The sequence below is a fragment of the Vibrio mytili genome (assembly GCF_049563345.1).
In the GTDB taxonomy this organism is placed as follows: domain Bacteria; phylum Pseudomonadota; class Gammaproteobacteria; order Enterobacterales; family Vibrionaceae; genus Vibrio; species Vibrio mytili.
Genome location: NZ_CP110481.1, coordinates 781,692 through 804,199, shown reverse-complemented (window position 1 = coordinate 804,199; position 22,508 = coordinate 781,692). Strand labels below are relative to the sequence as shown.

The window sequence follows — 22,508 nt, the reverse complement described above, 5'->3', positions numbered from 1 at the left end:
TTTTTAGTTTCTTGACGTATGTGTTCGACGAAAAATGTATAAAAAAAGCGACCTTACGGCCGCTTAACTATAACAAAATTATTAAAAACCTTGATAATAGGTATTGTCTATTGTGCTAATGCCTTCTCGATATCAGCACTAACTTCAGCAACTTGTTTAGTACCGTCGAATTTCAGGTACTTGGTATTACCCGCTTCAGCTTCTTTACCATAGTAGTTAATAAGTGGTGCAGTTTGATCATGGTAAACACCTAGACGAGCACGTACAGTCTCTTCTTTATCATCATCACGAACCACTAAGTCTTCGCCAGTGATGTCGTCTTTACCTTCTACTTTAGGTGGATTGTAAACAACATGGTAAGTACGACCAGAAGGAAGGTGAGCACGACGACCTGCCATACGATCAACGATGACATCATCTGCCACGTCGAATTCGATAACGTAATCGATATCAACACCCATCTCTTTTAGACCATCAGCCTGTGGGATAGTGCGAGGGAAGCCATCTAGAAGGAAGCCTTTTGCACAGTCATCTTGAGCGATACGTTCTTTGATAAGGCCAAGAATGATCTCATCAGAAACTAGCTGACCAGCATCAATAACAGCTTTTGCTTGTTTACCAAGCTCTGTACCTGCTTTGATAGCAGCACGAAGCATATCACCAGTAGAGATTTGTGGAATACCGTATTTTTCCATGATGAAGTTTGCTTGTGTGCCTTTACCTGCACCTGGAGCACCTAGAAGAATGATGCGCATGATTTATCCTCTTTACTATTTAAGATTTATACCGAAGCTCACAATAGCCACCTTCTTTGCGTTATCTGCTCAGAAGTTTTCACAACGATAAGTTTCGGTATAACGTTTAGGCGGCAAAAATACACGCCTTATGACTGACATTCAAGTTGCAGATTCTATCACAGGTTATATGAGCAAAAAGTGAATTAAGACTAAAGAATGCTAACAACTGAATTTTAATGCAATTATTGACCATTAACTCAATACTGATATTGAGTTTTTTGCTTCAGCAAACAAAAAGCTCGCGATTGCGAGCTTTTTATAGATAACGACGATTAAACCTTAGTCAAAAGCTTATTGATCGCCCCTAGGAACTGAGACGGATCTTCCATAGAGCCTCGTTCCGCGAGCATCGCTTGACCAAGAAGTACTTCAACCCAACGACCAAACGCTTCTTCATCGGTTTCATCCGCCATGCGTTTAACCAGTTCGTGTTTTGGGTTAATTTCGAAGATGTATTTCACTTCTGGCACCGCTTGACCCGCGGCTTCAAGTAATTTCGCCATCTGAGTGCCCATTTCGAAATCATCCGTCACCACGACGGCTGGTGTCGTCGCGAGTTTAAAGGTCGTGCGTACTTCTTTTACTCGATCTCCCAAGTAACCTTTTGTACGTTCAACAACAGACTTAAATTCTTCTTCGGTTTCTTTCTGCTTCTCTTTGTCCGCCTCGTCCTCGAACTTACTCAAATCCAAGCCAGCTTTGGTGATTGACTGGAATTGCTTGCCATCGAACTCAGTTAGATAATTCATCAACCACTCATCGATGCGATCATACATTAAGATAACTTCGATACCTTTCGCTTTGAACTGCTCCAAATGAGGGCTGTTTTTCGCAGCGGCGTAGCTGTCTGCTGTTAGATAGTAGATCTTATCCTGACCTTCCTTCATACGCTCGACATACGCCTGTAGACCAATGGTTTGTTCTGCAGAATCGACCTCAGTCGACGCAAAACGTAGCAGGCTCGCAATTTTTTCCTTATTGCTCATGTCTTCTGCCGGGCCTTCTTTCAAGACCAAACCAAATTCTTTCCAGAATGATTGGTATTTTTCTTCGTCATTTTTCGACATGCGCTCAAGCATAGTGAGTACACGCTTCGTACAAGCGTTACGCAATGATTGAGTGACTTTATTGTCTTGCAAAATTTCTCGAGAAACGTTTAAAGGTAAATCGTTAGAGTCGATCAAACCACGAACGAAACGCAGGTACGATGGCATAAACTGTTCAGCATCATCCATGATGAATACACGTTGAACGTAAAGCTTAAGACCTGACTTATGATCACGATTCATCATATCCCATGGCGCTTTAGATGGGATGTAAAGCAGACTGGTGTAGTCGTTTTTACCTTCAACGCGGTTGTGGCTCCACACCAATGGTTCACTAAAGTCATGAGACACATGTTTGTAGAACTCTTGATACTCCTCATCAGAGATATCAGACTTGTTACGAGTCCACAGAGCCTGAGCTTTGTTGATTTGTTCCCACTTAGTCTCGCCTGTTTCTTTGCCTTCTTCATCACGCACAGCCGTCTGAATAGAGACAGGAATACCGATGTGATCAGAATATTTACTTATTACCTCACGCAGACGCCATTCGTTTAGGAACTCTTTACCCTCTTCGCGCATATGAAGAATGATATCGGTACCACGTGACTCTTTGGTGATGTTTTCAATCGTATACTCGCCTTCACCCGCTGAATGCCATTGCACGGCTTCCTCAGATGGTAGCCCTGCAGCGCGAGTTCGAACGGTAACCGCATCTGCGACAATAAACGCAGAATAAAAACCAACGCCAAACTGTCCGATGAGCTGTGAATCTTTGCTCTGATCTTCTGAAAGTTTCGAGAAAAACTCCGCCGTACCTGATTTAGCGATCGTACCTAAATGCTCAACGACATCAGCACGGCTCATACCAATACCATTATCAGAAATCGTTAAGGTATTTGCGGACTCATCAAAGGCTAGCTTAACACCGAGGTCAGCGTTCCCTTCATAAAGGTCAGGGTTGGATAACGCTTGAAAACGCAATTTGTCTGATGCATCTGATGCGTTTGATATCAGCTCGCGCAAAAAGATCTCTTTGTTGGAATAAAGAGAATGGATCATTAAATGAAGTAACTGTTTAACTTCTGATTGAAAACCACGCGTTTCTTTATTTTGAGATACGGTTTCGCTCATGTTCGCTCCATAACATCTAAACTAACAAACTCATTCAACAGACAAAGTCCCCGACTCTATCTTTTGAAATCGCCTTTCGAATATGTCATGTAACATGAGGCTGACAATTGTAAATTCAAGGTCAACATTACTAAAAACAGTGTTTTTTTAGATAATTTTTATTATTCTAACGTTCTAAAAGCACCTAAAATCAAGCACAACCATTGATTAAATAAGCGCTTTTTGAATAAAAATCTTTTTAATTACAAAATCATCCATCTAAGAAGAACTAAATGACCAACATTTGTACCAAGTTTTTACTTGCGAAAAGGTTCACTTTTGATCCAAATAGCAATTCGCTGACTGATCAACAAAGCAGCAACGAAATTGTACGATTGGGAAGCAATGAAAGTCGCATTCTCTTGATGTTGGTAGAGCGGCCCAACGAAGTATTAACGCGTAGTGAACTGCATGAATTTGTTTGGAGAGAACAAGGTTTTGAAGTGGATGACTCAAGCCTAACCCAAGCAATATCAACCCTCCGTAAGATGCTAAAAGATTCAACGAAGTCTCCCGCGTTTGTTAAAACCGTACCGAAGCGCGGTTATCAACTAATTTGTTCGGTTGAACGCATCAACCCACTATCCAGTGGAGCTATCGAGCAGGAAGAGCAAAGACTGGATGAAGAAACACATTCTGTATCAGAACTCGTACTGACAGAGGATTCACCAGTTCAGACAATGACGGATACGCCAAATCTAGAATCCACGCCACAACCGGAACGACAACATAAAGTGAGCACAGCTCACGCAGCGCATTTTTCAGCTGCGAGCAACAAGTGGCTACCTTATTTTCTGCTACTGCTGGCGGCATTGCTGCCTGTTAGCGTGTTTTTATTTACTCACCCCGCCGAGTCTCAGTTTCGTCAAATTGGTAACTACGACAACGTACTGGTGAAAACCCCAATTAACCACCCACAGCTTGATAGCTGGCTACCGTCAATCAAACAGTGTGTTGAGAGCTATGTGCGGCACCATAAAAAGGACTCGATGCCCGTCGAAGTGATAGCAACAGGTGGACAAAGAAACCAACTCGTTCTGAATTATATCCATGATAGTCAGCACTCGTATGAAAATGTGACGCTACGTATTTTCTCAGGACAAAATGATCCCGCCGAGATCTGCCAATAAAGGAGGCCAGAATGAAGATTAAATTTGCATCTGCGGTTTTGGCCGTATCCACCATTTTTAGTGGCTGGTTGTATTGGGGGAGCGATCTCAAAATAGAGCAAGTTCTCACCACAAATGAATGGCAGTCTGCCATGGTGACACTAATTACGGATAACTTGCCAAATGATCCTGTCGGACCATTACGTCGTGTGAACGTCGACTCTAACGTCAAATACCTCCCAAACGGTAGTTACCTTCGAGTGTCCAATATTAAGTTGTTTGCCCAAGGCTCAAACGAAGAATCGGTCATCAATATCTCCGAGAAAGGTCACTGGGAAGTCAGTGACAACTATTTACTGGTGACGCCTTCAGAATTCAAAGATATCTCATCTTCCCAATCAAAAGATTTCTCTGAAAGGCAGTTACGTCTCATTACTCAAATTTTTAAGCTTGATGCCGAGCAAAGCCGCCGAATAGACGTAGTGAACGAAAAAACCTTGCTATTAACTAGCTTGAACCACGGTTCTACGGTACTGTTTAAAAACTGATTTTATTTGAGATAAAGGAGGCAGATGCCTCCTTCATCGTACTTATGGCTCATGGACTGGCTCGATACGTTAACCCTCTTTCTTGGCTCACTCATTGCAAACACCCTCGCCTCACTGTCTGGTGGCGGTGCTGGTTTATTGCAATTTCCCTTGCTGATATTCCTCGGTTTACCTTTTTCGGTCGCTTTGGGGACGCATAAAGTCGCTTCCGTTGCCTTAGGTTTGGGCGCAGCGAGCACTCACTTAAGAGCCGGTACGATACAACGCTCCATTGCCTTATATTTGGTATTAACGGGAAGTATTGGTGTCATTATCGGAGCCAATATCATTGTGCTCATTCCCGATGCCATCGCAGAAACCATGCTCGGTATTATGATCCTCGCGCTCGGTATCTATTCGCGATTTAAAAAGCATCTGGGGCAAAAAGAAATCAAACAGAATCGCGATCGACGTGGCTGGGTGATTGGCGGTTTGGTGGTAATGTTCATTGGTATAATCAATGGTTCACTCACTGCGGGCTCAGGCTTACTCGTCACCTTATTTTTAATTCGCTGGTTTGGCTTTGACTATAAGAAAGCCGTGGCTTACACCATGATCTGCGTTGGCCTGTTTTGGAATGGTATTGGTGGAGCCGCAGTCGTTCAAGCTGGTGCTCCTATACACTGGGCTTGGCTGCCCGTGCTACTAGTCAGCTCTTTTTTGGGCGGCAGCTTGGGGGCCTGGGCGGCAACCCGTTACAGCAACCACGTTATTAAGATCGCATTTGAAATTCTCACTTTTGCCGTTGGGATAAAGCTGCTTATTTAACTAATTGCTCATGTAACTTATTGCTCGTATAACCTATAGGAAAGCAAAATGGATAAGGCAATCATCGATATTTACTACTGCCGTCAATGCAACTGGATGTTGCGCTCTACTTGGCTAGCTCAGGAGCTACTGCATACCTTCAGCGAAGAGATTCAAACGGTGAGTTTACACCCGGACACTGGCGGTCGCTTTGAAATTCATTGCAACGCTAAGTTGATTTGGGAGCGCAAACAAGATGGCGGTTTCCCAGAAGCGAAAGTGCTAAAACAACGGGTTAGAGATATTATTGACCCAGAAAGAGATCTCGGCCATTCAGACAAAAAATAAGGGAGCGCATGCTCCCCTATATGATATGTCAACCAAGGCTATGAAGCGGATACTAAATCGTTACCTGAGCCAATACTTCGCCCTCTGGAGTACGCACCGATAAGGCATCTCCTTCCATCACACCATAACTTCTTGGCAAGTCATTACGTGGGAACGTCATTGAACCAGGATTGAAGACAATTGCATCGTCTTGTCGCTCGGCAACGGGGATATGTGTGTGTCCATGGACAATGATATCCCCATTTTTGAGCGGTGGCCGCTGCGAACTGTTGTAGAGATGTCCATGAGTAAGAAACATTCGCTTGCCCGATTCTAAAAGAACCCACGCAAAATCCATCATCATTGGAAAATTTAATAACATCTGGTCGACTTCGCTATCACAGTTTCCGCGTACCGCAATGATTTGCTCACTATACTGGTTAAGTAACTCAGCGACCTGTGACGGATTATAACCTTCGGGTACTGGATTCCTTGGGCCGTGATATAAAATATCACCCAGCAGAATCAAGTGCTCTGCTCCCGATGCTAAAAAGAGCTCAATGGTTTCTTGGGTTGCTGGCAAAGATCCATGCAAATCTGAGGCAAAAAATAGTTTCACGACATCATCTCCTCATAAACTATGCAGGTATTTTACGATAATTTGCCGCTCACTCAACCTCATTACTGTTCACGCACGAAATCAATCAGCATGGGAAGTAAATAGAACCAAGCGAAATACCCAGCGCCAACCAAAACGACTGCCCAAAATATTATTGAGATAAACTTAGTCTTGGCTAAGTGGTTTAACGGATCTGGTTCACCACACCCTGGGCAGGTATGGGCACGTTTTGATATTTGTTTTTCACATACCGGACAAGAAACTAAAGGCATGATTAAAATTCCTCGACTATTCATTAGGGCACAAAGAATAAGCATCTATCAAAACATATGCAACATAACTAACAATCCAATATCTTAACGTTTACTGACTGTCGCTGAGTTGAGAAAGGAATACTAGCTACTCGACGTCATTCCTTATCATCCCGTAAATCACAATATTATTGTAACTCACCATACCAATAACCTCTCCATCCTCAATGACAGGAGCACGACTAATTCCGAATCGCTCAAACAATCGAGCGCAGTATTTCACGTTCATATTAGGGTCAACGCACAATGCTGGCTTGGTCATCACTTCATAAATATTAGTACGCTTTGGAGAACGGTTATTCGCCAACACTTTCTTAGCGATATCATTCATTAATACGATCCCGTATTCGTCGTTTTCATCTCTTTTCTGGACCACCAGCGCTTTGACCTGATACTTTTTCGCCAGAGCAATCCCATCATAAACGGTCATCAATCCATCCACTATGACATAAGTGGACGCCATCACATCCCGTACTCTGACTAGTGTTTGACTGTTCATAACTCATCCTCAACAACCTTGACCAAGGTCTCAACTTGATGGGCGACTCCCACCGCATCTTCGATATCAATTTGAATGGCGATGCCTTGTCCTGATTCTTGGTCGAATTCACCCACATCACTGATCGTTTCTAAAATGTGTCTGGATAAATGTTCTTCTACCACAAACAACAATACGTCTTTCTGCACATCCAACGTTAAGCCAAAAAATGTTCGCTTCTGATTCAAACCCTCTCCACGAGCATTATTAATCACCGTCGCGCCAGTTGCGCCAGCCTCACGGGCGGCATCCAGCACTTTGTCGGTTTTGGCATCCTCCACAAAAGCGAGTATTAATTTAAAGCGCATTTTCTTCGTCCTCCGAGGTGTCTTGGTTCATCCACTGCGTTAATTGTGCGTAACCCATCACCGATATAATCGGAAACAAACTGGCAAAGGCAATTAAGCCAAAGCCATCTATCATGGGGTTCCTACCTGGCACAGTGGATGCCAGCCCTAATCCCAATGCGGTGACAAGGGGCACCGTTACGGTAGATGTCGTTACGCCGCCTGAATCGTACGCCAATGGGACAATCAGCTTGGGAGCATAAAACGTTTGGATAACCACAACGATGTAACCCGCGATAATGTAGTAATGAATAGGATCACCGACGACTATCCGATAACTTCCGAGCGCAATACCAAAAGCAACGCCTAACGCAACCGCAACTCGTAATCCATTCACACGAATGCTGCCACCAGAAACTTGGTTAGCCTTAATAGCGACGGCGATTAAAGACGGCTCTGCAACCGTCGTGCTAAAGCCAATACAAAAAGCAAAAGCGTACACCCAATAATAGTCAACCCAGTTCAACTCCTGTCCGATCGACACTTGAAACTCACGTAAAAAGTCAGGATGAGTCAGTTGTATGGCCATGGTTTCGCCAAGAGGAAATAACGCCATATTGAGACCAAGAAGAAATAGCGATAGACCCAGGATCACATAGACAAAACCAATCACTACTTTTCTGAGGTTGTTAATTGGACGGCGTAATACGACGAGTTGAAAGCCAAAAATAATGCATACGATAGGAACGACATCACCGATCGTAGAAAGCAGCGTTTCGAAAAAATTGGCGAATGAAATCATATCACTAGCATCCCATATACCATGACAAACATCATCGGTAATAAAGAGGCAAATGCGATTAATCCAAAACCATCAATCATAGGGCTTCGACCTTTGATTGCTGACGCTAGCCCTACCCCTAGTGCGGTGACTAATGGAACCGTTATGGTTGAAGTCGTCACGCCACCAGAGTCATAGGCCACGCCAATAATCGACGCTGGTGCAAACCAAGTAAGCACCACCACCCCTAAGTAACCTCCGATGATCATGTATTGAATTGGCCATCCTTTCAAAATACGTAATACACCGAGGACGATCGCAATTCCTACAGATAAGGCAACCGTCATTCTTAGACCCATGCCATATTCTTGTTTGGATTGCTCAGAGTTAACAATCATGCCGCCTTCGGCTGCGACCTGGGCTGCTTTCTCCGCGACAGCCGTTAACGCTGGCTCAGCAATCGTAGTACCAAACCCTAGACAAAAAGCGAAGAGCAACAACCAAAACACACTGCCCTTTCGCGCAAACGCTTGGGCCATGTTTTCGCCAATGGGAAATAGCCCTAACTCCAAGCCAAAGATAAAAAACGTCAACCCCAAAACAACAAAAAACAAACCAAATAAAATAGAAACAAGGTTTGGCAATGGCTCTTGCAGCACAGCTAATTGAAAAAAAGCAATCACCAAAACAATGGGTAACAGATCACGACCACTACTCAAGAGTGCTCGATACAGAGCTACGAATGCATCCATACAGAACCTCCTTAGGTTATGGGTCGATAATCAAGTGGATAAACCACGACTCTTAGCGTGATTCGATTTCGCTTTTTGTCTCACAATCAGTCTGGCAGAAAATAATTAGCTCGGGAGTGAAGTGGCTATCGTCATGAGTAATAAATAGTTACACTTTTTTCAATATGTGACCTTGGTATGCTAGTGAATATTCATAGTCTAAAATCAAGGCAGAAAGATAACGCCAATACAAAACATAAAACGACTATAATGTTCTAATATTTTACGTTCGAAGAGGTGTCATGAAGATATTACTGACCGGTGGAACAGGGTTTATAGGCTCAGAGCTACTCAAACTGCTAACGACCCACCAAGTCGTGCTCCTGACACGCTCCCCCGAGAAAGCCAAGCAACAATTACAACATGCCGATTTAGGAAATATTGACTATCTTGACACGTTGGACAATCTTGCAGATCTCAACGACATAGACGCCATCATTAACCTCGCTGGTGAACCCATTGCAGATAAACGATGGACACCTTCACAAAAAGATAAGATTTGTAATAGCCGCTGGAAGATTACAGAAAAAATCGTCGAGCTGATTCACGCAAGTACGGAGCCTCCTTCCGTCTTTCTTAGCGGCTCAGCGGTCGGTTATTATGGTGACCAACAAGAGCACCCATTCGATGAATGTCTGCATGTCAACAATAATGACTTTGCTCATAAGGTCTGCGAGCGTTGGGAGCACATTGCCAAAAGAGCCGAGTCAGAGCAGACCAGAGTTTGCTTGCTCAGGACAGGCGTTGTGCTTGGTACTCAAGGAGGAGCGTTGGCCAAAATGCTACTGCCTTACAAACTAGGATTAGGAGGACCACTCGGAACAGGAAAACAATATATGCCCTGGATTCATATTCTCGATATGGTCAGAGCAATCATGTATTTACTCGAGACGCCTCACGCACATGGCGCGTTCAATATGTGCGCACCACATCCTATACCCAACCGTATTTTTAGTGCGACGCTTGCTAAAACCTTAAAGAGGCCTCATCTATTTTTCACCCCGAAATGGGTGATGGATATTGTAATGGGAGAATCGGCGTGTTTGCTCTTCGACAGTATAAGGGCGAAGCCTAAAAAACTCACTGAGCTTGACTTTAAGTTTAGCTACTCAAGAATAGAACCCGCACTGAAACACTTGCTTCATGATAGAAGTTGCTGAATGATAAGAGTTATTCTTTCAGCATTTCGTCTACAACTATGAACAAGTCCATTCTCATTACAGGTTGCTCCACGGGTATTGGTTATACCTGTGCACATGCCCTTCATCAAAAAGGCTTCCATGTCATTGCCTCCTGTCGTAATACCAAAGATGTGCAGCGGCTAGAATCCGAGGGACTAACATGTATACAGCTTGATCTCAACGATCCAAGCAGTATCAGTCAAGGAGCAAAACAAGCACTTGAACTTGCGCAAGGTAAACTCTATGCACTGTTTAACAATGGCGCCTATGGCCAGCCTGGAGCATTAGAAGATTTACCAACAGAAGCATTGAAAGCGCAGTTTCAAAGCAACTTTTTTGGTTGGCACCAACTGGTTCAAGAAGTGCTCCCCCATATGCGCGCTCACGGCGAAGGACGCATCATTCAAAATAGCTCAGTTTTAGGCTTTGCCGCCATGAAATATCGCGGTGCCTACAATGCATCAAAATTCGCGTTAGAAGGATGGACCGACACATTACGCCTAGAGCTCGCTGATACCAATATTAAAGTGGTACTCATTGAACCAGGGCCAATTGAAACGCAATTTAGACATAACGCATTACGAGCGTTTGAACAATGGATTGACATACAATCGAGCCCGCATCGTGCGGCTTATGAGGCACAAAAACAACGCTTGGAAAAAGACAAATCAAACAACAAATTTGCTCTGCCAGCACAATCATGTGTCGATCCCGTACTGCACGCTTTGACGAGCAAATCACCGAAGATTCGTTACCGTATTACCACACCAACCAAAGTGTTCGCTGTACTAAAACGAATATTACCCACTCGCCTTCTCGATAGCCTATTAAAGCGAGCGGCATAAACCATCTAAAAAAAGGTTGTCGCATTTCAATAGCCTTAAAGGTGTTACTGTCATTTTAGCGTAACAATTTGATGAGAATATGAGCAGGTAGGTTAGAAAAACCTCACATGCTCGAATCAATATCTATTGAACTGCGGCGACGAAGCGAGCCATTCCGTCGATTATAGTTTGATTAGATTTGGTATCACCACCCATTGTGTTTTGTCGCAATGTTTGTATCTATGCGAGACAACAATGACATTAAATCAGCTTAACTGGCTTAGTGTGGGTGTAGCGGTGGCTTTGCTCATTATCTTTTGATACCACACCATATACGACAAAAAATAATAAAACGGGTCGTATATAAACTCGCCAAATTTATAGCACCTTCGCTTGCTATTAGGATTACGCTGCTTCGGCAGCGTTTTTCCTTTTTATGCATCACTTGATTTTCTCTCAAATCAACTCCATATCTACAGTCAACGACATGACAAACAAGCAAGGATACTCTGATGCAATCCCCATTTATCGTTGAGATAACAGAACAGAACTTTCGTGAAACGCTTGAAGGCTCGATGAACACGCCCGTCCTCATCCATTTTTGGGCCAATGCGCAACCTGAAAGTGCTCAGATACTGCCGGAGCTGCAATCTCTTGCCCAACAATATAATGGTGCCTTTACGCTTGCTTTATTAAATTGCGAAGAGCAACAAGCTTTGGCAGCTCAATTTGGCGTCCAAGTTCTGCCAACCATCGCGTTGTTTGTCAACGGCCAAGCTGTAGATGGACTGGGTGGGTCTCAACCTATTGACGCCATTGCTGCCATGCTACAAAAGCACCTTCCAAGCCCTGAAGAACAGCTTCTCAAGCAGATCAGTGAGCTGCTACAACAAAATGAGCATGCAAAAGCGCTTAGCATTATTCAGACACTACCAACAGAGCTTCAATCGCGAGGTGATATCAAACTAACCATGGCGGATTGTTTACTGGAAACCAAACAATTTGACGTTGCCCAAGAACTATTAAGTGCAATTCCATTGGAGTATCAAGACAACCACTACAAGGGCTTAATGGCAAAGCTTGAACTTCATCTACAAGCCGCCGATAGTCCTGAGCTTCAACGATTAGAACAAGCCTTTGCTGACGATTCTGAGAACCTTGAACTTGCTTGTGAATTAGCTGTGCAGTACAACCAAGTCGGTCGTGATGAAGAAGCACTGGAACTGCTTTGGAATATCCTAAAAGTTAATCTGGGCGCTCAAGATGGCGAAGTAAAAAAAACCTTTATGGATATATTAAATGCCCTAGGACAAGGTAACGCAATTGCGAGTAAATATCGTCGCCAGCTTTACTCCATTTTGTATTAAATACCCACTATATTTCACGCCAAAGGTCGGACTATCCGGCCTTTATTGTACCCCCATGTCCTCTTAACAAAAACGACGATGCTTTCCGGTTAAAAGGGAGCAACGATTCGCGCACCAGTAAATAAGTTCTCAGATATTCAATTGTCTATTGCTGCTAAATAGGTAAAAATGAATCAAATATTATGCATTTAAGGGAATACACCATGCCAACTGATTCATTGATTGCTATCGCTATCTTTGTCGCGGTCGCCATTATCATTCTTGCGTCTGCCATCAAGACAGTTCCGCAAGGAAGCAACTGGACAGTCGAACGATTCGGTCGTTACACTCAAACACTCACCCCCGGTTTGAACTTAATTATTCCTTTCATAGATCGTGTTGGACACAAGATCAGCATGATGGAGCGTGTGCTGGACATTCCTGCGCAAGAGGTCATCAGCAAAGACAACGCCAATGTCGTCATTGATGCGGTGTGTTTTGTTCAGGTAGTGAGCGCTTCAAAAGCGGCTTATGAAGTCAATGATTTGGAGCATGCCATCCGAAATCTTACCCTAACCAATATTCGGACCGTACTTGGTTCAATGGAATTGGATGAGATGTTAAGCCAACGCGACATGATCAACTCCAAACTGTTGGCCATCGTCGATCAAGCGACCAATCCTTGGGGCGTCAAAGTCACTCGAATTGAAATTAAAGATGTCCAGCCGCCAGCAGATCTGACCGCTGCAATGAATGCGCAAATGAAAGCAGAACGAAATAAACGCGCAGAGATCCTCGAAGCGGAAGGCGTACGCCAAGCTGAAATCTTAAGAGCAGAGGGACAAAAGCAGTCAGAAATCTTAAAAGCGGAAGGGGAAAAACAAGCCGCTATTTTGCATGCAGAAGCTCGTGAACGCGCCGCGCAAGCTGAAGCAAAAGCCACCTATATGGTGTCTGAAGCCATTGCGAAGGGAGATGTGCAAGCCGTGAATTACTTTATTGCACAAGGTTATACGGACGCGATAAAAAGTATCGGTCAGGCGGAGAATGGCAAGATCATCATGTTGCCACTAGAAGCAACCGGGCTTATGGGTTCTATTGCTGGGATTGCTGAAATGTTTAAACAACAGAACAAAGAGTAAGGTCAAACTATGGACGTGTTTAGCCTACTTGATAGTGTCACTTTTTGGCATTGGCTAGCGCTGGGATTAAGTCTTCTTGCCGTCGAGCTGCTTGGCACGGCGGGTTACTGTCTCTGGCTTGGTCTATCAGCACTTCTTGTTGCCGTTGTACTTTCTGTCTTGCCAATCAGTTGGCAACTGCAATGGTTTTGTTTTGCCGCTTTTAGTTTACTCACGACTTGGCTTTGGTGGCGACGCCAATGGGCAAAAGATAAAAAAGAAGATCAAGTACGAGACTTAAATCAAAAGTACAAGCAACTTATCGGACAGACGGTAACACTCGAAGAAGACTTTGCTGTCGGGATGAATCGAATTCGAATCGCAGACACCACGTGGTCAGCTCGATCTGAGCAAGCGCTCACTGCCGGAACCAGAGTAAAAATTATCGCTGTCGATGGGATAATTCTTACCGTAGAGCCGGTTAGCGACTAACTTAGACACCATACGAAAAAACTGCAAGAGCATCAGAACTAAGAAGTTTTAAGTCATAAGTAAAAAGCTTCCCCCGGAAGCTTTTTACACGATTTATTGATTGACACGATTTATTGATTGATGAGCCAATTCAGCACTTGAGAGCGCTCTTCCTGACTCGATTCAGAATACCAATATTGCAGCATATTATAACTTTGGGACTCACTGGTGACGGTTTGGACACCACCTTTTCGATTCTTTATCGCAAATTGTGCGAACTGTTCTTTTTCTTCTGGAGTTGCTTTGTCATACCAATATTGAACCATTTCAATGGATTTACTGTCGCTAACTGGCAATGACTGCGTTGAGGATTGTCCTTGTGACGACTGCGAACGAGCGGATTCTGCACCACCAGCAACAACAGCAAGCCCTTCACGTTCTACTGCCTCAAAATAGGCTTTTGGAACCGTGACTTCAACCGTATTTCGTTTGCCGGAAGAAATCGTAAACGTGACGTTCTTACCATCAAACTGCTTAAGCGTTTGCTGGCTAAATGGAAAACGCAACCACTGAGTGACAGTACAATGCTCAGTACATGTCTCGGACGTTGGTCTGAAGTTATCTAACTTAATTGATTTCCCATTCAGAACTGCAGTATGGAAACTGTCGTAGTTTTTGAAATAACTCACTGACATATCAATGGTCGATTGTTTAGAGAGTGGCTTTTCACCTCTATTATGCACTGAGACATAAGTTAAGTCAGATTTTACTAGGTTGGCACCAACCAGCGCTCGTGTATCCGGCGTAATCGACTTTGCATATACCTCGACATAATTGCTTCTTTCTTTAATGCTATCAACAGCATCAGAGAACTCACTTGAGGTATCGAGCGTACTACAGCCAACTGTTACCAATGCGGCTGATAACAGGGACAAACATCTCAATATTTTCATATTCTTGATCCTTAATAAAAATACGCCAGCAAAAATATGCTGGCGTAAAACCTAAAGAAAGGCAATCAGAAAAAGGGGGATTAGAAGCCGTATTCCATACCAACACGTACAAACATCACTTTATCTTCTGCGTTGTAAGCATCATGTTGACCTACACGTACGTATGGTACGAAACCATTGTGTACGTACATTAGCTGGCCTGATAGCACTTCATCATCATCACCTTGTTTCTTGCCATCAACTTCTGATTCATCGTTAAATGCGTAGCCTAGTTTAAAGCCCCAAGGACCGTTCCAGTACTGACCGATAACAGAGTATTGACCTTGCTCTGCTTCCTGACCAGCGTAAGCTGCATGTTTAGACTCACCTTCGCTGTACTTGTATGCACCAGCAAGACCGAAGCCAGCAGGTAAAGGAAGTTCAAAACCTACAATGTAAGCAGTTGAATCAATGTCTGAACCACCGTACTTAGAGTTAGATTCAAAGCCAGCATGAACAGTGACAACGTCAGAGAAATTGTAGTGCGCTCCAGCGCCAACATGGTTTGAGCTCTTAACGTCTTTATCACCGCGACCTACTGAGAAGTTCAGTGTTAGGCCACCCATAGCAGGAGAATCATAACGTGCGATATCACCTTTACGGTCGTAGTGCGCTTTAACGTCACCACCCCAGTCAAATACACGTCCTAGACCTGGGTTTGAGTAAGGCCAGTCAACGATTTCGTACAATGGAGTTAACATACGACCAAAGCGTACTTTACCCCAGTCACCTTGAAGACCTAGGAACGTATCACGCGCACCTAAAGTTGCACCGGTACCATCTTCACCAACGTAACCTGATTCAATTTGCATAAATACATTCAAGTTATCAAACATATCTTTGCTTGCACGGAAACCAATACGTGATTCGTTTTCGTAATCGTAGCCATTACTATCTTCTTGGTAAAAAGCAGAAATTGCTGCAACACCGTACGCTTGTACATTGAAATCAGAAATAACACCAACTTGTGAAGACTCTGCACCAGCAGCTACTGCGCCAGTTGAAGCAGCTGCGATTGCAGCACCAAGTAGAGTACGTTTTAACATTTTGTCCATGGATAAACTCCTAAAATAGATATAGCTGTCTTTTTCTATCTCCCCTTAAGTTGGCCGCCGAAGGAGAGTAGTAAATTTTTGATTAGTCCAATCATTTCAAATTCGACTATTTTTAGTTCTTGCATACACACTGTGTATCCACGCCACTAAGACTAACTTCGAGACGAAAAACATCCAAACGGAACTTATTTATTTTCTAAAAAAATATGAGCCACGCCAAAGTTCCATATGAGTTGTTGATCCAGATCTTATTTTTAGACCAAGTTCACTAGAAATAAATATAAGGAAACAAAATCAACCACTTAAATCAAATAAAAACAATCCAATTTGAAGTGACTCGCATAATTTTCGCGAAAAAATTTTAGAATCACCTAAGAGAGACAGAGATCACTGAAAAGAAAAGACGGACAACTTACACGATTCAAGGGACTTTATGCGCGGAAATAAAAAACCCCAAATAGAGACTATTCGGGGCTTCGGAGATATATTTACGATGTCATTAAAAAATTAAACGGACTTTAATTGCATTAGCTGCAGTAAGTCCTCCTCTGTTTTTATTTCGATGCCTAAGTCTTGCGCTTTTGTCAGCTTCGAGCCAGCATTTTCACCAGCAAACAAAAGATCGGTTTTTTTAGATACGCTTCCCGTCACTTTTGCGCCTAACGCTTGTAATGCTTCCTTAGCTTCTGAGCGACCAAGTTGTGAGAGTGTGCCGGTCAACACTACGGTTTTCCCTTCTAAAGGCTGTTCCCCACTTTGTTCGTTGGTACTGATTTCAGGCCAATGGATCCCTTGTGCAAGCAGCTCTTGTACCACCGCTTGGTTTTTCTCTTCTTCAAAAAAGGTGGTTATGTGTTGAGCAACCACGACACCGATATCTTGCACTTCTATTAGCGCCTCTTCCGTCGCGCTTTGAATCGCTGGTAACGTTTTGAAGTGTGCAGCTAAATTGGCCGCTGTCGCCTCACCGACCTCGCGAATACCCAACGAATACAAAAAACGAGGCAAAGTGGTTGCTTTCGATTTTTCTAGTGCGTTTACGATATTTTGTGCCGATTTGGGGCCCATGCGATCCAAAACCGTCAATACACCGGCTGATAGTTTGAACAGATCCGCAGGGGTTTCTACCATTTCTCGATCCACAAGCTGCTCGATCACCTTATCACCAAGACCATCGACATCAAGCGCCTTACGCGACACAAAATGTTTGAGCGCTTGTTTACGTTGCGCCTGACAAACCAACCCGCCAGTACAGCGCGTTACCGCTTCCCCTTCGATACGTTCTACATGTGAACCGCAGACTGGACACTCGGACGGGAAAGTAATATCTCGAGCGTTCTCTGGTCGGCGTTCTTTGATGACAGATACCACTTGCGGAATAACGTCACCCGCACGGCGAATGACCACCTGATCGCCAATTTTGACTTGAAGACGCTCAATTTCGTCTGCATTGTGCAACGTTGCATTGCTGACCGTTACACCACCGACAAACACAGGCTCCAACTTCGCAACGGGAGTAATTGCGCCAGTGCGTCCTACTTGAAACTCGACTTCATTCAATGTCGTAATTTCTTCTTGGGCTGGGAATTTATAAGCTATCGCCCAACGGGGGGCGCGAGCAACGAAACCTAACCGCTCTTGAACAGCAATGTCGTCGATCTTTAGCACGACACCATCAATTTCATACGGTAAGGCATCACGACGTTGCAGTATGTCCTGATAATACGCTTTTACGTCTTCTAAGCTGTCAACTCGCTTAGTTTCTGGGCACATTGGTAGTCCCCAAGATTTGATTTGTAAAAAGCGTTCATAGTGACTAGATGCCAGCTCCGCTCCTTGGACAATCCCAACACTGTAAGCATAAAAACTGAGGGGGCGAGAAGCAGTAATACGCGAATCTAATTGACGAAGGCTACCTGCTGCTGCGTTACGTGGGTTAACGAAGATTTTCTCTCCCTTTTTTCGTGCCAGTTCATTCAGCATTTCGAAGCCCGCTTTCGGCATAAAGACCTCACCACGTACTTCGAGGCGATTTGGCCATCCTTCTCCATGCAACTTTAAAGGAATGGCTTTAATGGTACGAACATTTTCAGTGATGTTTTCACCTGTTGTACCATCGCCTCGTGTTGCAGCTTGCACAAGTACACCGTTTTCATACAGCAAGCTCACCGCTAAACCGTCTAATTTCGGTTCGCAACAATATTGCTTGATACTTTGACTACCGACTCGGTCTTGTGCACGTTTATGAAAATTGTCTAACTCACTGTCATCAAATGCATTATCTAGTGACAACATCGGTACTTCATGCGTAACCTGGCTAAATTCAGATAATGGTTTTCCACCAACACGCTGGCTCGGAGAATCAACACTGATTAAATCTGGATTTTGAGCTTCGATTTCCAGTAACTCGCGCATCAAGCGGTCATACTCAGCATCAGGGATCTCTGGGTTATCTTCCACATAGTAACGAACGGCGTGGTAGTGCAACGACTCTTTGAGTTCTTCTAGTCGTTGAAGTACGGATTCAGACATAGTAAAGCCCTGTATATTTCGATAAGGTTGGAAATCCAAGAAAAAGGGCTCCTTCCGGAGCCCCTTTTTTAATTAGATATAAGACTATGCGTAAGCCGCCTTAAACTCAACTATTTGACGTCGATATGCAGCTAAACGGTCTGGTGTCATCAAGTTTCTTTGGTCATCCAGAACATTACCACCAAGGTCATCCGCAATTTGCTGAGCGGTGCGAAGCATTAGGTTAAAGTTTTGCTCTGCTTCTCCGTAACACGGTAAGGTCATGAAGAACGAAATGCCTTTAGTGGTAAACTCAGCCGGGTCACCGTGCTCCAATGTGCCTGGATGCATCATATTCGCAACGCTAAACAACACCTTGCCATTGCCTGACAAGTCTACATGGCGGTGGAAAATATGCATTTCCCCGTAAATAAGCCCATTTTGTTGCATACTGTCAAACAGTTCTGTTCCAACAAACGGTTCTGCACCTGCACAATGTACGTTTAGTACGATGACTTGCATTTCAGGTTCAGGTTTTGGCTCTTCTTCAACTTTTGGTTCAGTCAAGATCGGCTCGGCAGCTACTGCAACATCTTGAGTCGGTTGTTCAACATCTAATGATGGTTCGAATTGTCTCGGTTCGTTTAACTCAGGCTGAACCTGCTCTTCATCTACTGCAGGTTGACTCGCTTTTTTTACATGTAGTTCTTGCTCAACATTAGGTTCTTGTCGCACATCAGACAAGTCTTCGGCGTCTTCTTTCATAGCAGAAAATGATGGGACCGCTTCTTGAGCATACTCGACAGGCGTGGCTTGCGTTGCTCCACCGAGTAACGGGTCAACGTCTAATTTGTTATCAAACGCATTCTCTGAGCCAAAATCCGGCTCTTTACGGTCCTTACGGACAATCTCAAAGTCGTCATCAGATGCTACATCGACATTTCGCTCTTTATTGACGACATTTTTTTCCTCTGGGCCAACGTCGAGTTTGCCAAGCGGCTTATTTCCGAACTTCGCTTTGCCTTCCTTTTTGCTGCTCCACAGACCATGAAACAACAATGCCCCGATGGCTAGTGCGCCAACAACAATGAGTACGAATCGCAATTCCTGCATTATTTACTCTCAATATACTTGTTTTTGTACTACTCGATGTTCCTTAAGCAGCAACCCAAGTGTAATAAATCTGAATGATGTGTTTACTTTACCAAAACTATATGGAGGTTTAGAACAACTTAATGCAAGAAGTTCAGTTTTTTGTTGTGATTTTTGCCACGATTCCACGTTACGAGAGGATAGATTTTAGGTTATTGAAAGAAAAACATTGAGAGGTACAATGTGTTGTCATTCACACGAAACGAATTGGATATGCAGTTTAACAACCAACAAAGAACCGGGTTCGGTTATTTCCTATACGGAATACAATTAGCTCTCTCTCCACAGATAAGACGCTTTGTCGTGTTGCCTTTACTAGCCAACATAATGCTCGTCGGTGGTGCAATATTCTACCTTTTTTCTCACTTGAACGTTTGGATTGAAGGTTGGTTGGGGCAATTACCAGACTTTTTGTCGTGGTTAAGCTATTTACTTTGGCCTCTACTCGCACTCACAATCCTTGCCACATTCTCTTACTTTTTCAGTACGCTAGCGAACTTCATTGCCGCACCATTTAATGGATTACTGGCCGAAAAAGTAGAAGAGGCACTGACTGGAAAAAAACTAAACGATGATGGCTTCGCTGCAGTCATAAAAGATGTGCCAAGAGTATTAGCCCGAGAGTGGAGAAAGCTGTTATACACGCTACCAAAAGCCATTGGGTTGTTTTTGTTATTGCTCATTCCGGCACTAGGACAAACCGTCGGCCCATTTTTATGGTTCATTTTCACTGCATGGATGCTGGCGATACAATATTGCGACTATCCGTTCGATAACCACAAAGTCCCCTTCCATGACATGCGTTACAAATTGAAACAAAAACAAGGGAAGGCGTACGGTTTTGGTGTTTTGGTTTCTATTTTCACTACTATTCCAATCTTAAACCTTATCGTCATGCCTGTTGCAATCTGCGGCGCCACCGCCATGTGGGTAACAGAGTTTAAAAATCAACGTTAAGTGTTTGGTGAAGATAAAAAAGGAAAAGCACTCGCTTTTCCTTTTGTTTACCAAACTCGCCGGACAACCTAATAAGATATAACTTTTTAATCCTTTTCCCTTTTTTTCATACCGCATATTCTTTTAGTCATATTCACAAAACGTGTAATGAAGGAACATAACAATGAGCAAAATCTACGAAGATAACTCTCTCACTATTGGTAACACTCCCCTAGTCCGCCTTAACAAAGTAAGTAAAGGTAACGTGCTAGCAAAAATCGAAGCACGTAACCCAAGTTTTAGTGTTAAGTGCCGTATCGGCGCAAACATGATCTGGGATGCTGAGAAATCAGGCAAACTCAAGCCTGGTGTAGAGTTGGTAGAACCAACCAGTGGTAACACCGGTATTGCTTTGGCTTTCGTAGCGGCAGCTCGCGGATACAAGCTGACGCTAACTATGCCTGAATCAATGAGTCTGGAACGTCGTAAGCTACTGAAAGCACTTGGTGCAAACCTAGAACTGACAGAAGCGGCTAAAGGTATGAAAGGTGCGATTGCTAAAGCAGAAGAAATCGTCGCAAGTAACCCAGCTCAGTACCTACTTCTACAACAATTCAACAACCCAGCAAACCCAGAAATTCACGAGAAGACAACCGGCCCTGAAATTTGGGAAGCAACTGACGGCGAGATTGATGTCCTTGTCGCTGGTGTGGGTACTGGTGGCACAATTACGGGTACAAGCCGTTACATTAAAGGCGAAAAAGGCAAAGCAATTACTTCTGTTGCCGTCGAACCGGCAGAATCACCAGTCATCGCACAAGCACTCGCCGGTGAAGAAATCCAACCAGCACCGCACAAAATTCAAGGTATCGGTGCAGGTTTCATCCCTGGAAACTTAGATTTAGAACTTCTAGACCGTGTTGAGCCAGTGACTTCTGAAGACGCCATTGAGATGGCTCGCCGACTAATGGAAGAGGAAGGTATCCTTGCTGGTATCTCTTCTGGGGCTGCAGTTGTTGCTGCAAATCGCCTAGCAGAACTCCCTGAATTTGAAGGAAAAACTATCGTTGCAATCCTTCCAAGCTCAGGTGAGCGTTATCTAAGTACCGCTCTATTTTCCGGCATTTTTACGGAGAAAGAGAACGAACAGTAATATGTGTTCAAATCAATTTTTCGTCTAAAAAAGCCCCGCTTAGGGGCTTTTTTGTTGATCCCAGCTCAACCTTTGGTAATATCGGGGTGTTTTATTTTTAGCTTCAAAATAAAGAAGCAAAACACAAAAAGGTTTCAAAGTAATTACGCAAGCAAATAGTTGCGTATTTGCTAAACTTTTGGCTAGTATCAGAAGTGATACGCTTTGAACTCTCAGGTGCTAGCGCACAAGCAGCAAAGCGGGTAAGCTTTATATTAGTCACTACTAACAAAAAAATACATTTATTGGGGTATATCACATGTACGAGAAGCAAGTAGAAATCACTGCAGAAAATGGTCTTCACACTCGTCCAGCTGCACAGTTTGTTAAAGAAGCGAAAGCATTCGACGCAGACATCACTGTGACTTCTAATGGTAAAAGCGCTAGCGCTAAGAGCCTATTCAAACTTCAAACACTAGGCCTAGTAAAAGGTACTGAAGTTACTATTTCTGCTGAAGGCCCTCAAGCTCAGCAAGCAGTAGACCACCTAGTTGCTCTTATGGACCAACTACACTAATCCGGTCTTCGACTCCCAAAGCCATTTTGTGAAAACAAAATGGCTTTGTTGGAAATAGGCTCTAAACTAAGCTAAGACTATTCGTTAGCGCATCCATTAT

The 22,508-nt window shown here is 43.7% G+C and carries 24 protein-coding genes; 12 read left to right on the top strand and 12 right to left on the bottom strand.

The annotated features are described in order from the left end of the window. Positions 1 to 107: 107 nt before the first annotated feature. A complete protein-coding gene (gene adk / locus ONE56_RS03795; RefSeq protein WP_331438576.1) occupies positions 108 to 755 on the bottom strand; it encodes an adenylate kinase in 648 nt (215 codons plus the stop codon). Positions 756 to 1,069: 314 nt separating this feature from the next. Continuing rightward, positions 1,070 to 2,974, bottom strand: a complete 1,905-nt coding sequence (gene htpG / locus ONE56_RS03790) for a molecular chaperone HtpG (protein ID WP_331438577.1) — start codon at positions 2,972 to 2,974, stop codon at positions 1,070 to 1,072. Between the two features lie 272 nt (positions 2,975 to 3,246). Between htpG and ONE56_RS03785 the strand changes: the two genes are divergently transcribed. From ONE56_RS03785 to ONE56_RS03770, 4 genes are read left to right on the top strand one after another with little or no spacing between them, the layout of a single operon-like run. Beyond that, a complete protein-coding gene (locus tag ONE56_RS03785) occupies positions 3,247 to 4,143 on the top strand; it encodes a winged helix-turn-helix domain-containing protein (protein ID WP_423840247.1) in 897 nt (298 codons plus the stop codon). Positions 4,144 to 4,154: 11 nt separating this feature from the next. Further along, on the top strand, positions 4,155 to 4,670 hold the full coding sequence (locus tag ONE56_RS03780) for a regulatory protein ToxS (protein ID WP_331438579.1): 516 nt from the start codon (positions 4,155 to 4,157) through the stop codon (positions 4,668 to 4,670). 51 nt (positions 4,671 to 4,721) lie between these two features. After that, positions 4,722 to 5,477 (top strand): sulfite exporter TauE/SafE family protein, encoded by a 756-nt coding sequence (locus ONE56_RS03775; protein ID WP_423840488.1) that lies wholly within the window; start codon positions 4,722 to 4,724, stop codon positions 5,475 to 5,477. A 48-nt stretch (positions 5,478 to 5,525) separates the two neighbouring features. Then, positions 5,526 to 5,804 (top strand): SelT/SelW/SelH family protein, encoded by a 279-nt coding sequence (locus ONE56_RS03770; protein ID WP_041154273.1) that lies wholly within the window; start codon positions 5,526 to 5,528, stop codon positions 5,802 to 5,804. Positions 5,805 to 5,856: 52 nt separating this feature from the next. Here the strand turns inward: ONE56_RS03770 and yfcE are convergent, their stop codons facing one another. The 6 genes from yfcE to ONE56_RS03740 form a co-directional block, all read right to left on the bottom strand. Further along, a complete protein-coding gene (yfcE, locus tag ONE56_RS03765) occupies positions 5,857 to 6,402 on the bottom strand; it encodes a phosphodiesterase (RefSeq protein ID WP_331438580.1) in 546 nt (181 codons plus the stop codon). Positions 6,403 to 6,464: 62 nt separating this feature from the next. Beyond that, positions 6,465 to 6,674 carry a hypothetical protein gene (locus tag ONE56_RS03760; RefSeq protein ID WP_084735573.1) on the bottom strand — a complete coding sequence of 70 codons (210 nt, stop codon included), beginning with the start codon at positions 6,672 to 6,674 and terminating at the stop codon, positions 6,465 to 6,467. Positions 6,675 to 6,801: 127 nt separating this feature from the next. Then, complete coding sequence (locus tag ONE56_RS03755) at positions 6,802 to 7,212, bottom strand: CBS domain-containing protein (protein ID WP_423840246.1); 411 nt, start codon at positions 7,210 to 7,212, stop codon at positions 6,802 to 6,804. Further along, positions 7,209 to 7,559 carry a P-II family nitrogen regulator gene (locus ONE56_RS03750; RefSeq protein ID WP_041154276.1) on the bottom strand — a complete coding sequence of 117 codons (351 nt, stop codon included), beginning with the start codon at positions 7,557 to 7,559 and terminating at the stop codon, positions 7,209 to 7,211. The genes ONE56_RS03755 and ONE56_RS03750 overlap by 4 nt, the downstream gene beginning before the upstream one ends. After that, positions 7,549 to 8,340 (bottom strand): DUF1538 domain-containing protein, encoded by a 792-nt coding sequence (locus ONE56_RS03745; RefSeq protein ID WP_331438581.1) that lies wholly within the window; start codon positions 8,338 to 8,340, stop codon positions 7,549 to 7,551. The genes ONE56_RS03750 and ONE56_RS03745 overlap by 11 nt, the downstream gene beginning before the upstream one ends. Next, complete coding sequence (locus ONE56_RS03740) at positions 8,337 to 9,071, bottom strand: DUF1538 domain-containing protein (RefSeq protein ID WP_331438582.1); 735 nt, start codon at positions 9,069 to 9,071, stop codon at positions 8,337 to 8,339. Before ONE56_RS03740 ends, ONE56_RS03745 begins: the two co-directional genes overlap by 4 nt. Before the next feature lie 281 nt (positions 9,072 to 9,352). On the opposite strand from ONE56_RS03740, the gene ONE56_RS03735 reads away from it, so the two are divergent. The 5 genes from ONE56_RS03735 (at position 9,353) to ONE56_RS03715 (ending at position 14,074) form a co-directional block, all read left to right on the top strand. Next, complete coding sequence (locus ONE56_RS03735; RefSeq protein WP_423840245.1) at positions 9,353 to 10,270, top strand: TIGR01777 family oxidoreductase; 918 nt, start codon at positions 9,353 to 9,355, stop codon at positions 10,268 to 10,270. A 38-nt stretch (positions 10,271 to 10,308) separates the two neighbouring features. After that, positions 10,309 to 11,136 carry an SDR family oxidoreductase gene (locus ONE56_RS03730; RefSeq protein WP_415679318.1) on the top strand — a complete coding sequence of 276 codons (828 nt, stop codon included), beginning with the start codon at positions 10,309 to 10,311 and terminating at the stop codon, positions 11,134 to 11,136. A 491-nt stretch (positions 11,137 to 11,627) separates the two neighbouring features. After that, entirely contained in the window at positions 11,628 to 12,482 is an 855-nt protein-coding gene (locus ONE56_RS03725; RefSeq protein WP_423840244.1) for a co-chaperone YbbN, read from the top strand. A 203-nt stretch (positions 12,483 to 12,685) separates the two neighbouring features. Then, complete coding sequence (locus tag ONE56_RS03720; RefSeq protein WP_331438586.1) at positions 12,686 to 13,603, top strand: SPFH domain-containing protein; 918 nt, start codon at positions 12,686 to 12,688, stop codon at positions 13,601 to 13,603. A gap of 9 nt (positions 13,604 to 13,612) precedes the next feature. Further along, positions 13,613 to 14,074, top strand: coding sequence for an NfeD family protein (locus tag ONE56_RS03715; RefSeq protein WP_041154279.1), 462 nt, complete (start codon positions 13,613 to 13,615; stop codon positions 14,072 to 14,074). Between the two features lie 110 nt (positions 14,075 to 14,184). Here ONE56_RS03715 and ONE56_RS03710 read toward each other — a convergent pair whose 3' ends face one another. The 4 genes from ONE56_RS03710 to zipA form a co-directional block, all read right to left on the bottom strand. Further along, entirely contained in the window at positions 14,185 to 15,006 is an 822-nt protein-coding gene (locus tag ONE56_RS03710; protein ID WP_423840243.1) for a hypothetical protein, read from the bottom strand. Between the two features lie 80 nt (positions 15,007 to 15,086). Continuing rightward, entirely contained in the window at positions 15,087 to 16,100 is a 1,014-nt protein-coding gene (locus tag ONE56_RS03705) for a porin (protein WP_041154281.1), read from the bottom strand. Between the two features lie 507 nt (positions 16,101 to 16,607). Further along, positions 16,608 to 18,632 carry an NAD-dependent DNA ligase LigA gene (gene ligA, locus ONE56_RS03700; RefSeq protein ID WP_423840242.1) on the bottom strand — a complete coding sequence of 675 codons (2,025 nt, stop codon included), beginning with the start codon at positions 18,630 to 18,632 and terminating at the stop codon, positions 16,608 to 16,610. A gap of 84 nt (positions 18,633 to 18,716) precedes the next feature. Then, on the bottom strand, positions 18,717 to 19,724 hold the full coding sequence (zipA, locus tag ONE56_RS03695; RefSeq protein ID WP_423840241.1) for a cell division protein ZipA: 1,008 nt from the start codon (positions 19,722 to 19,724) through the stop codon (positions 18,717 to 18,719). A 252-nt stretch (positions 19,725 to 19,976) separates the two neighbouring features. On the opposite strand from zipA, the gene cysZ reads away from it, so the two are divergent. The 3 genes from cysZ to ONE56_RS03680 all read left to right on the top strand — a co-directional run bounded on the left by cysZ (position 19,977) and on the right by ONE56_RS03680 (position 22,408). Continuing rightward, the gene (cysZ, locus tag ONE56_RS03690) at positions 19,977 to 20,720 is read left to right on the top strand and encodes a sulfate transporter CysZ (RefSeq protein ID WP_423840240.1); all 744 of its coding nucleotides are present in this window, start codon (positions 19,977 to 19,979) and stop codon (positions 20,718 to 20,720) included. A gap of 163 nt (positions 20,721 to 20,883) precedes the next feature. After that, positions 20,884 to 21,852, top strand: a complete 969-nt coding sequence (gene cysK / locus ONE56_RS03685) for a cysteine synthase A (protein WP_041154283.1) — start codon at positions 20,884 to 20,886, stop codon at positions 21,850 to 21,852. A gap of 298 nt (positions 21,853 to 22,150) precedes the next feature. Then, positions 22,151 to 22,408, top strand: a complete 258-nt coding sequence (locus ONE56_RS03680) for an HPr family phosphocarrier protein (RefSeq protein WP_041154284.1) — start codon at positions 22,151 to 22,153, stop codon at positions 22,406 to 22,408. The last annotated feature ends 100 nt before the right edge of the window (positions 22,409 to 22,508 follow it).

Coding starts and splice junctions, on each gene's coding strand:
- ONE56_RS03705 (WP_041154281.1), bottom strand. CDS start 16,100: ATGGACAAAATGTTAAAACGTACTCTACTTGGTGCTGCAATCGCAGCT.
- ONE56_RS03750 (WP_041154276.1), bottom strand. CDS start 7,559: ATGCGCTTTAAATTAATACTCGCTTTTGTGGAGGATGCCAAAACCGAC.
- adk (WP_331438576.1), bottom strand. CDS start 755: ATGCGCATCATTCTTCTAGGTGCTCCAGGTGCAGGTAAAGGCACACAA.
- ONE56_RS03720 (WP_331438586.1), top strand. CDS start 12,686: ATGCCAACTGATTCATTGATTGCTATCGCTATCTTTGTCGCGGTCGCC.
- ONE56_RS03780 (WP_331438579.1), top strand. CDS start 4,155: ATGAAGATTAAATTTGCATCTGCGGTTTTGGCCGTATCCACCATTTTT.
- ONE56_RS03680 (WP_041154284.1), top strand. CDS start 22,151: ATGTACGAGAAGCAAGTAGAAATCACTGCAGAAAATGGTCTTCACACT.
- ONE56_RS03785 (WP_423840247.1), top strand. CDS start 3,247: ATGACCAACATTTGTACCAAGTTTTTACTTGCGAAAAGGTTCACTTTT.
- ONE56_RS03735 (WP_423840245.1), top strand. CDS start 9,353: ATGAAGATATTACTGACCGGTGGAACAGGGTTTATAGGCTCAGAGCTA.
- ONE56_RS03725 (WP_423840244.1), top strand. CDS start 11,628: ATGCAATCCCCATTTATCGTTGAGATAACAGAACAGAACTTTCGTGAA.
- htpG (WP_331438577.1), bottom strand. CDS start 2,974: ATGAGCGAAACCGTATCTCAAAATAAAGAAACGCGTGGTTTTCAATCA.
- zipA (WP_423840241.1), bottom strand. CDS start 19,724: ATGCAGGAATTGCGATTCGTACTCATTGTTGTTGGCGCACTAGCCATC.
- cysK (WP_041154283.1), top strand. CDS start 20,884: ATGAGCAAAATCTACGAAGATAACTCTCTCACTATTGGTAACACTCCC.
- ONE56_RS03755 (WP_423840246.1), bottom strand. CDS start 7,212: ATGAACAGTCAAACACTAGTCAGAGTACGGGATGTGATGGCGTCCACT.
- ONE56_RS03745 (WP_331438581.1), bottom strand. CDS start 8,340: ATGATTTCATTCGCCAATTTTTTCGAAACGCTGCTTTCTACGATCGGT.
- ONE56_RS03710 (WP_423840243.1), bottom strand. CDS start 15,006: ATGAAAATATTGAGATGTTTGTCCCTGTTATCAGCCGCATTGGTAACA.
- ONE56_RS03715 (WP_041154279.1), top strand. CDS start 13,613: ATGGACGTGTTTAGCCTACTTGATAGTGTCACTTTTTGGCATTGGCTA.
- ligA (WP_423840242.1), bottom strand. CDS start 18,632: ATGTCTGAATCCGTACTTCAACGACTAGAAGAACTCAAAGAGTCGTTG.
- ONE56_RS03740 (WP_331438582.1), bottom strand. CDS start 9,071: ATGGATGCATTCGTAGCTCTGTATCGAGCACTCTTGAGTAGTGGTCGT.
- ONE56_RS03770 (WP_041154273.1), top strand. CDS start 5,526: ATGGATAAGGCAATCATCGATATTTACTACTGCCGTCAATGCAACTGG.
- cysZ (WP_423840240.1), top strand. CDS start 19,977: ATGCAGTTTAACAACCAACAAAGAACCGGGTTCGGTTATTTCCTATAC.
- ONE56_RS03760 (WP_084735573.1), bottom strand. CDS start 6,674: ATGCCTTTAGTTTCTTGTCCGGTATGTGAAAAACAAATATCAAAACGT.
- ONE56_RS03775 (WP_423840488.1), top strand. CDS start 4,722: ATGGACTGGCTCGATACGTTAACCCTCTTTCTTGGCTCACTCATTGCA.
- ONE56_RS03730 (WP_415679318.1), top strand. CDS start 10,309: ATGAACAAGTCCATTCTCATTACAGGTTGCTCCACGGGTATTGGTTAT.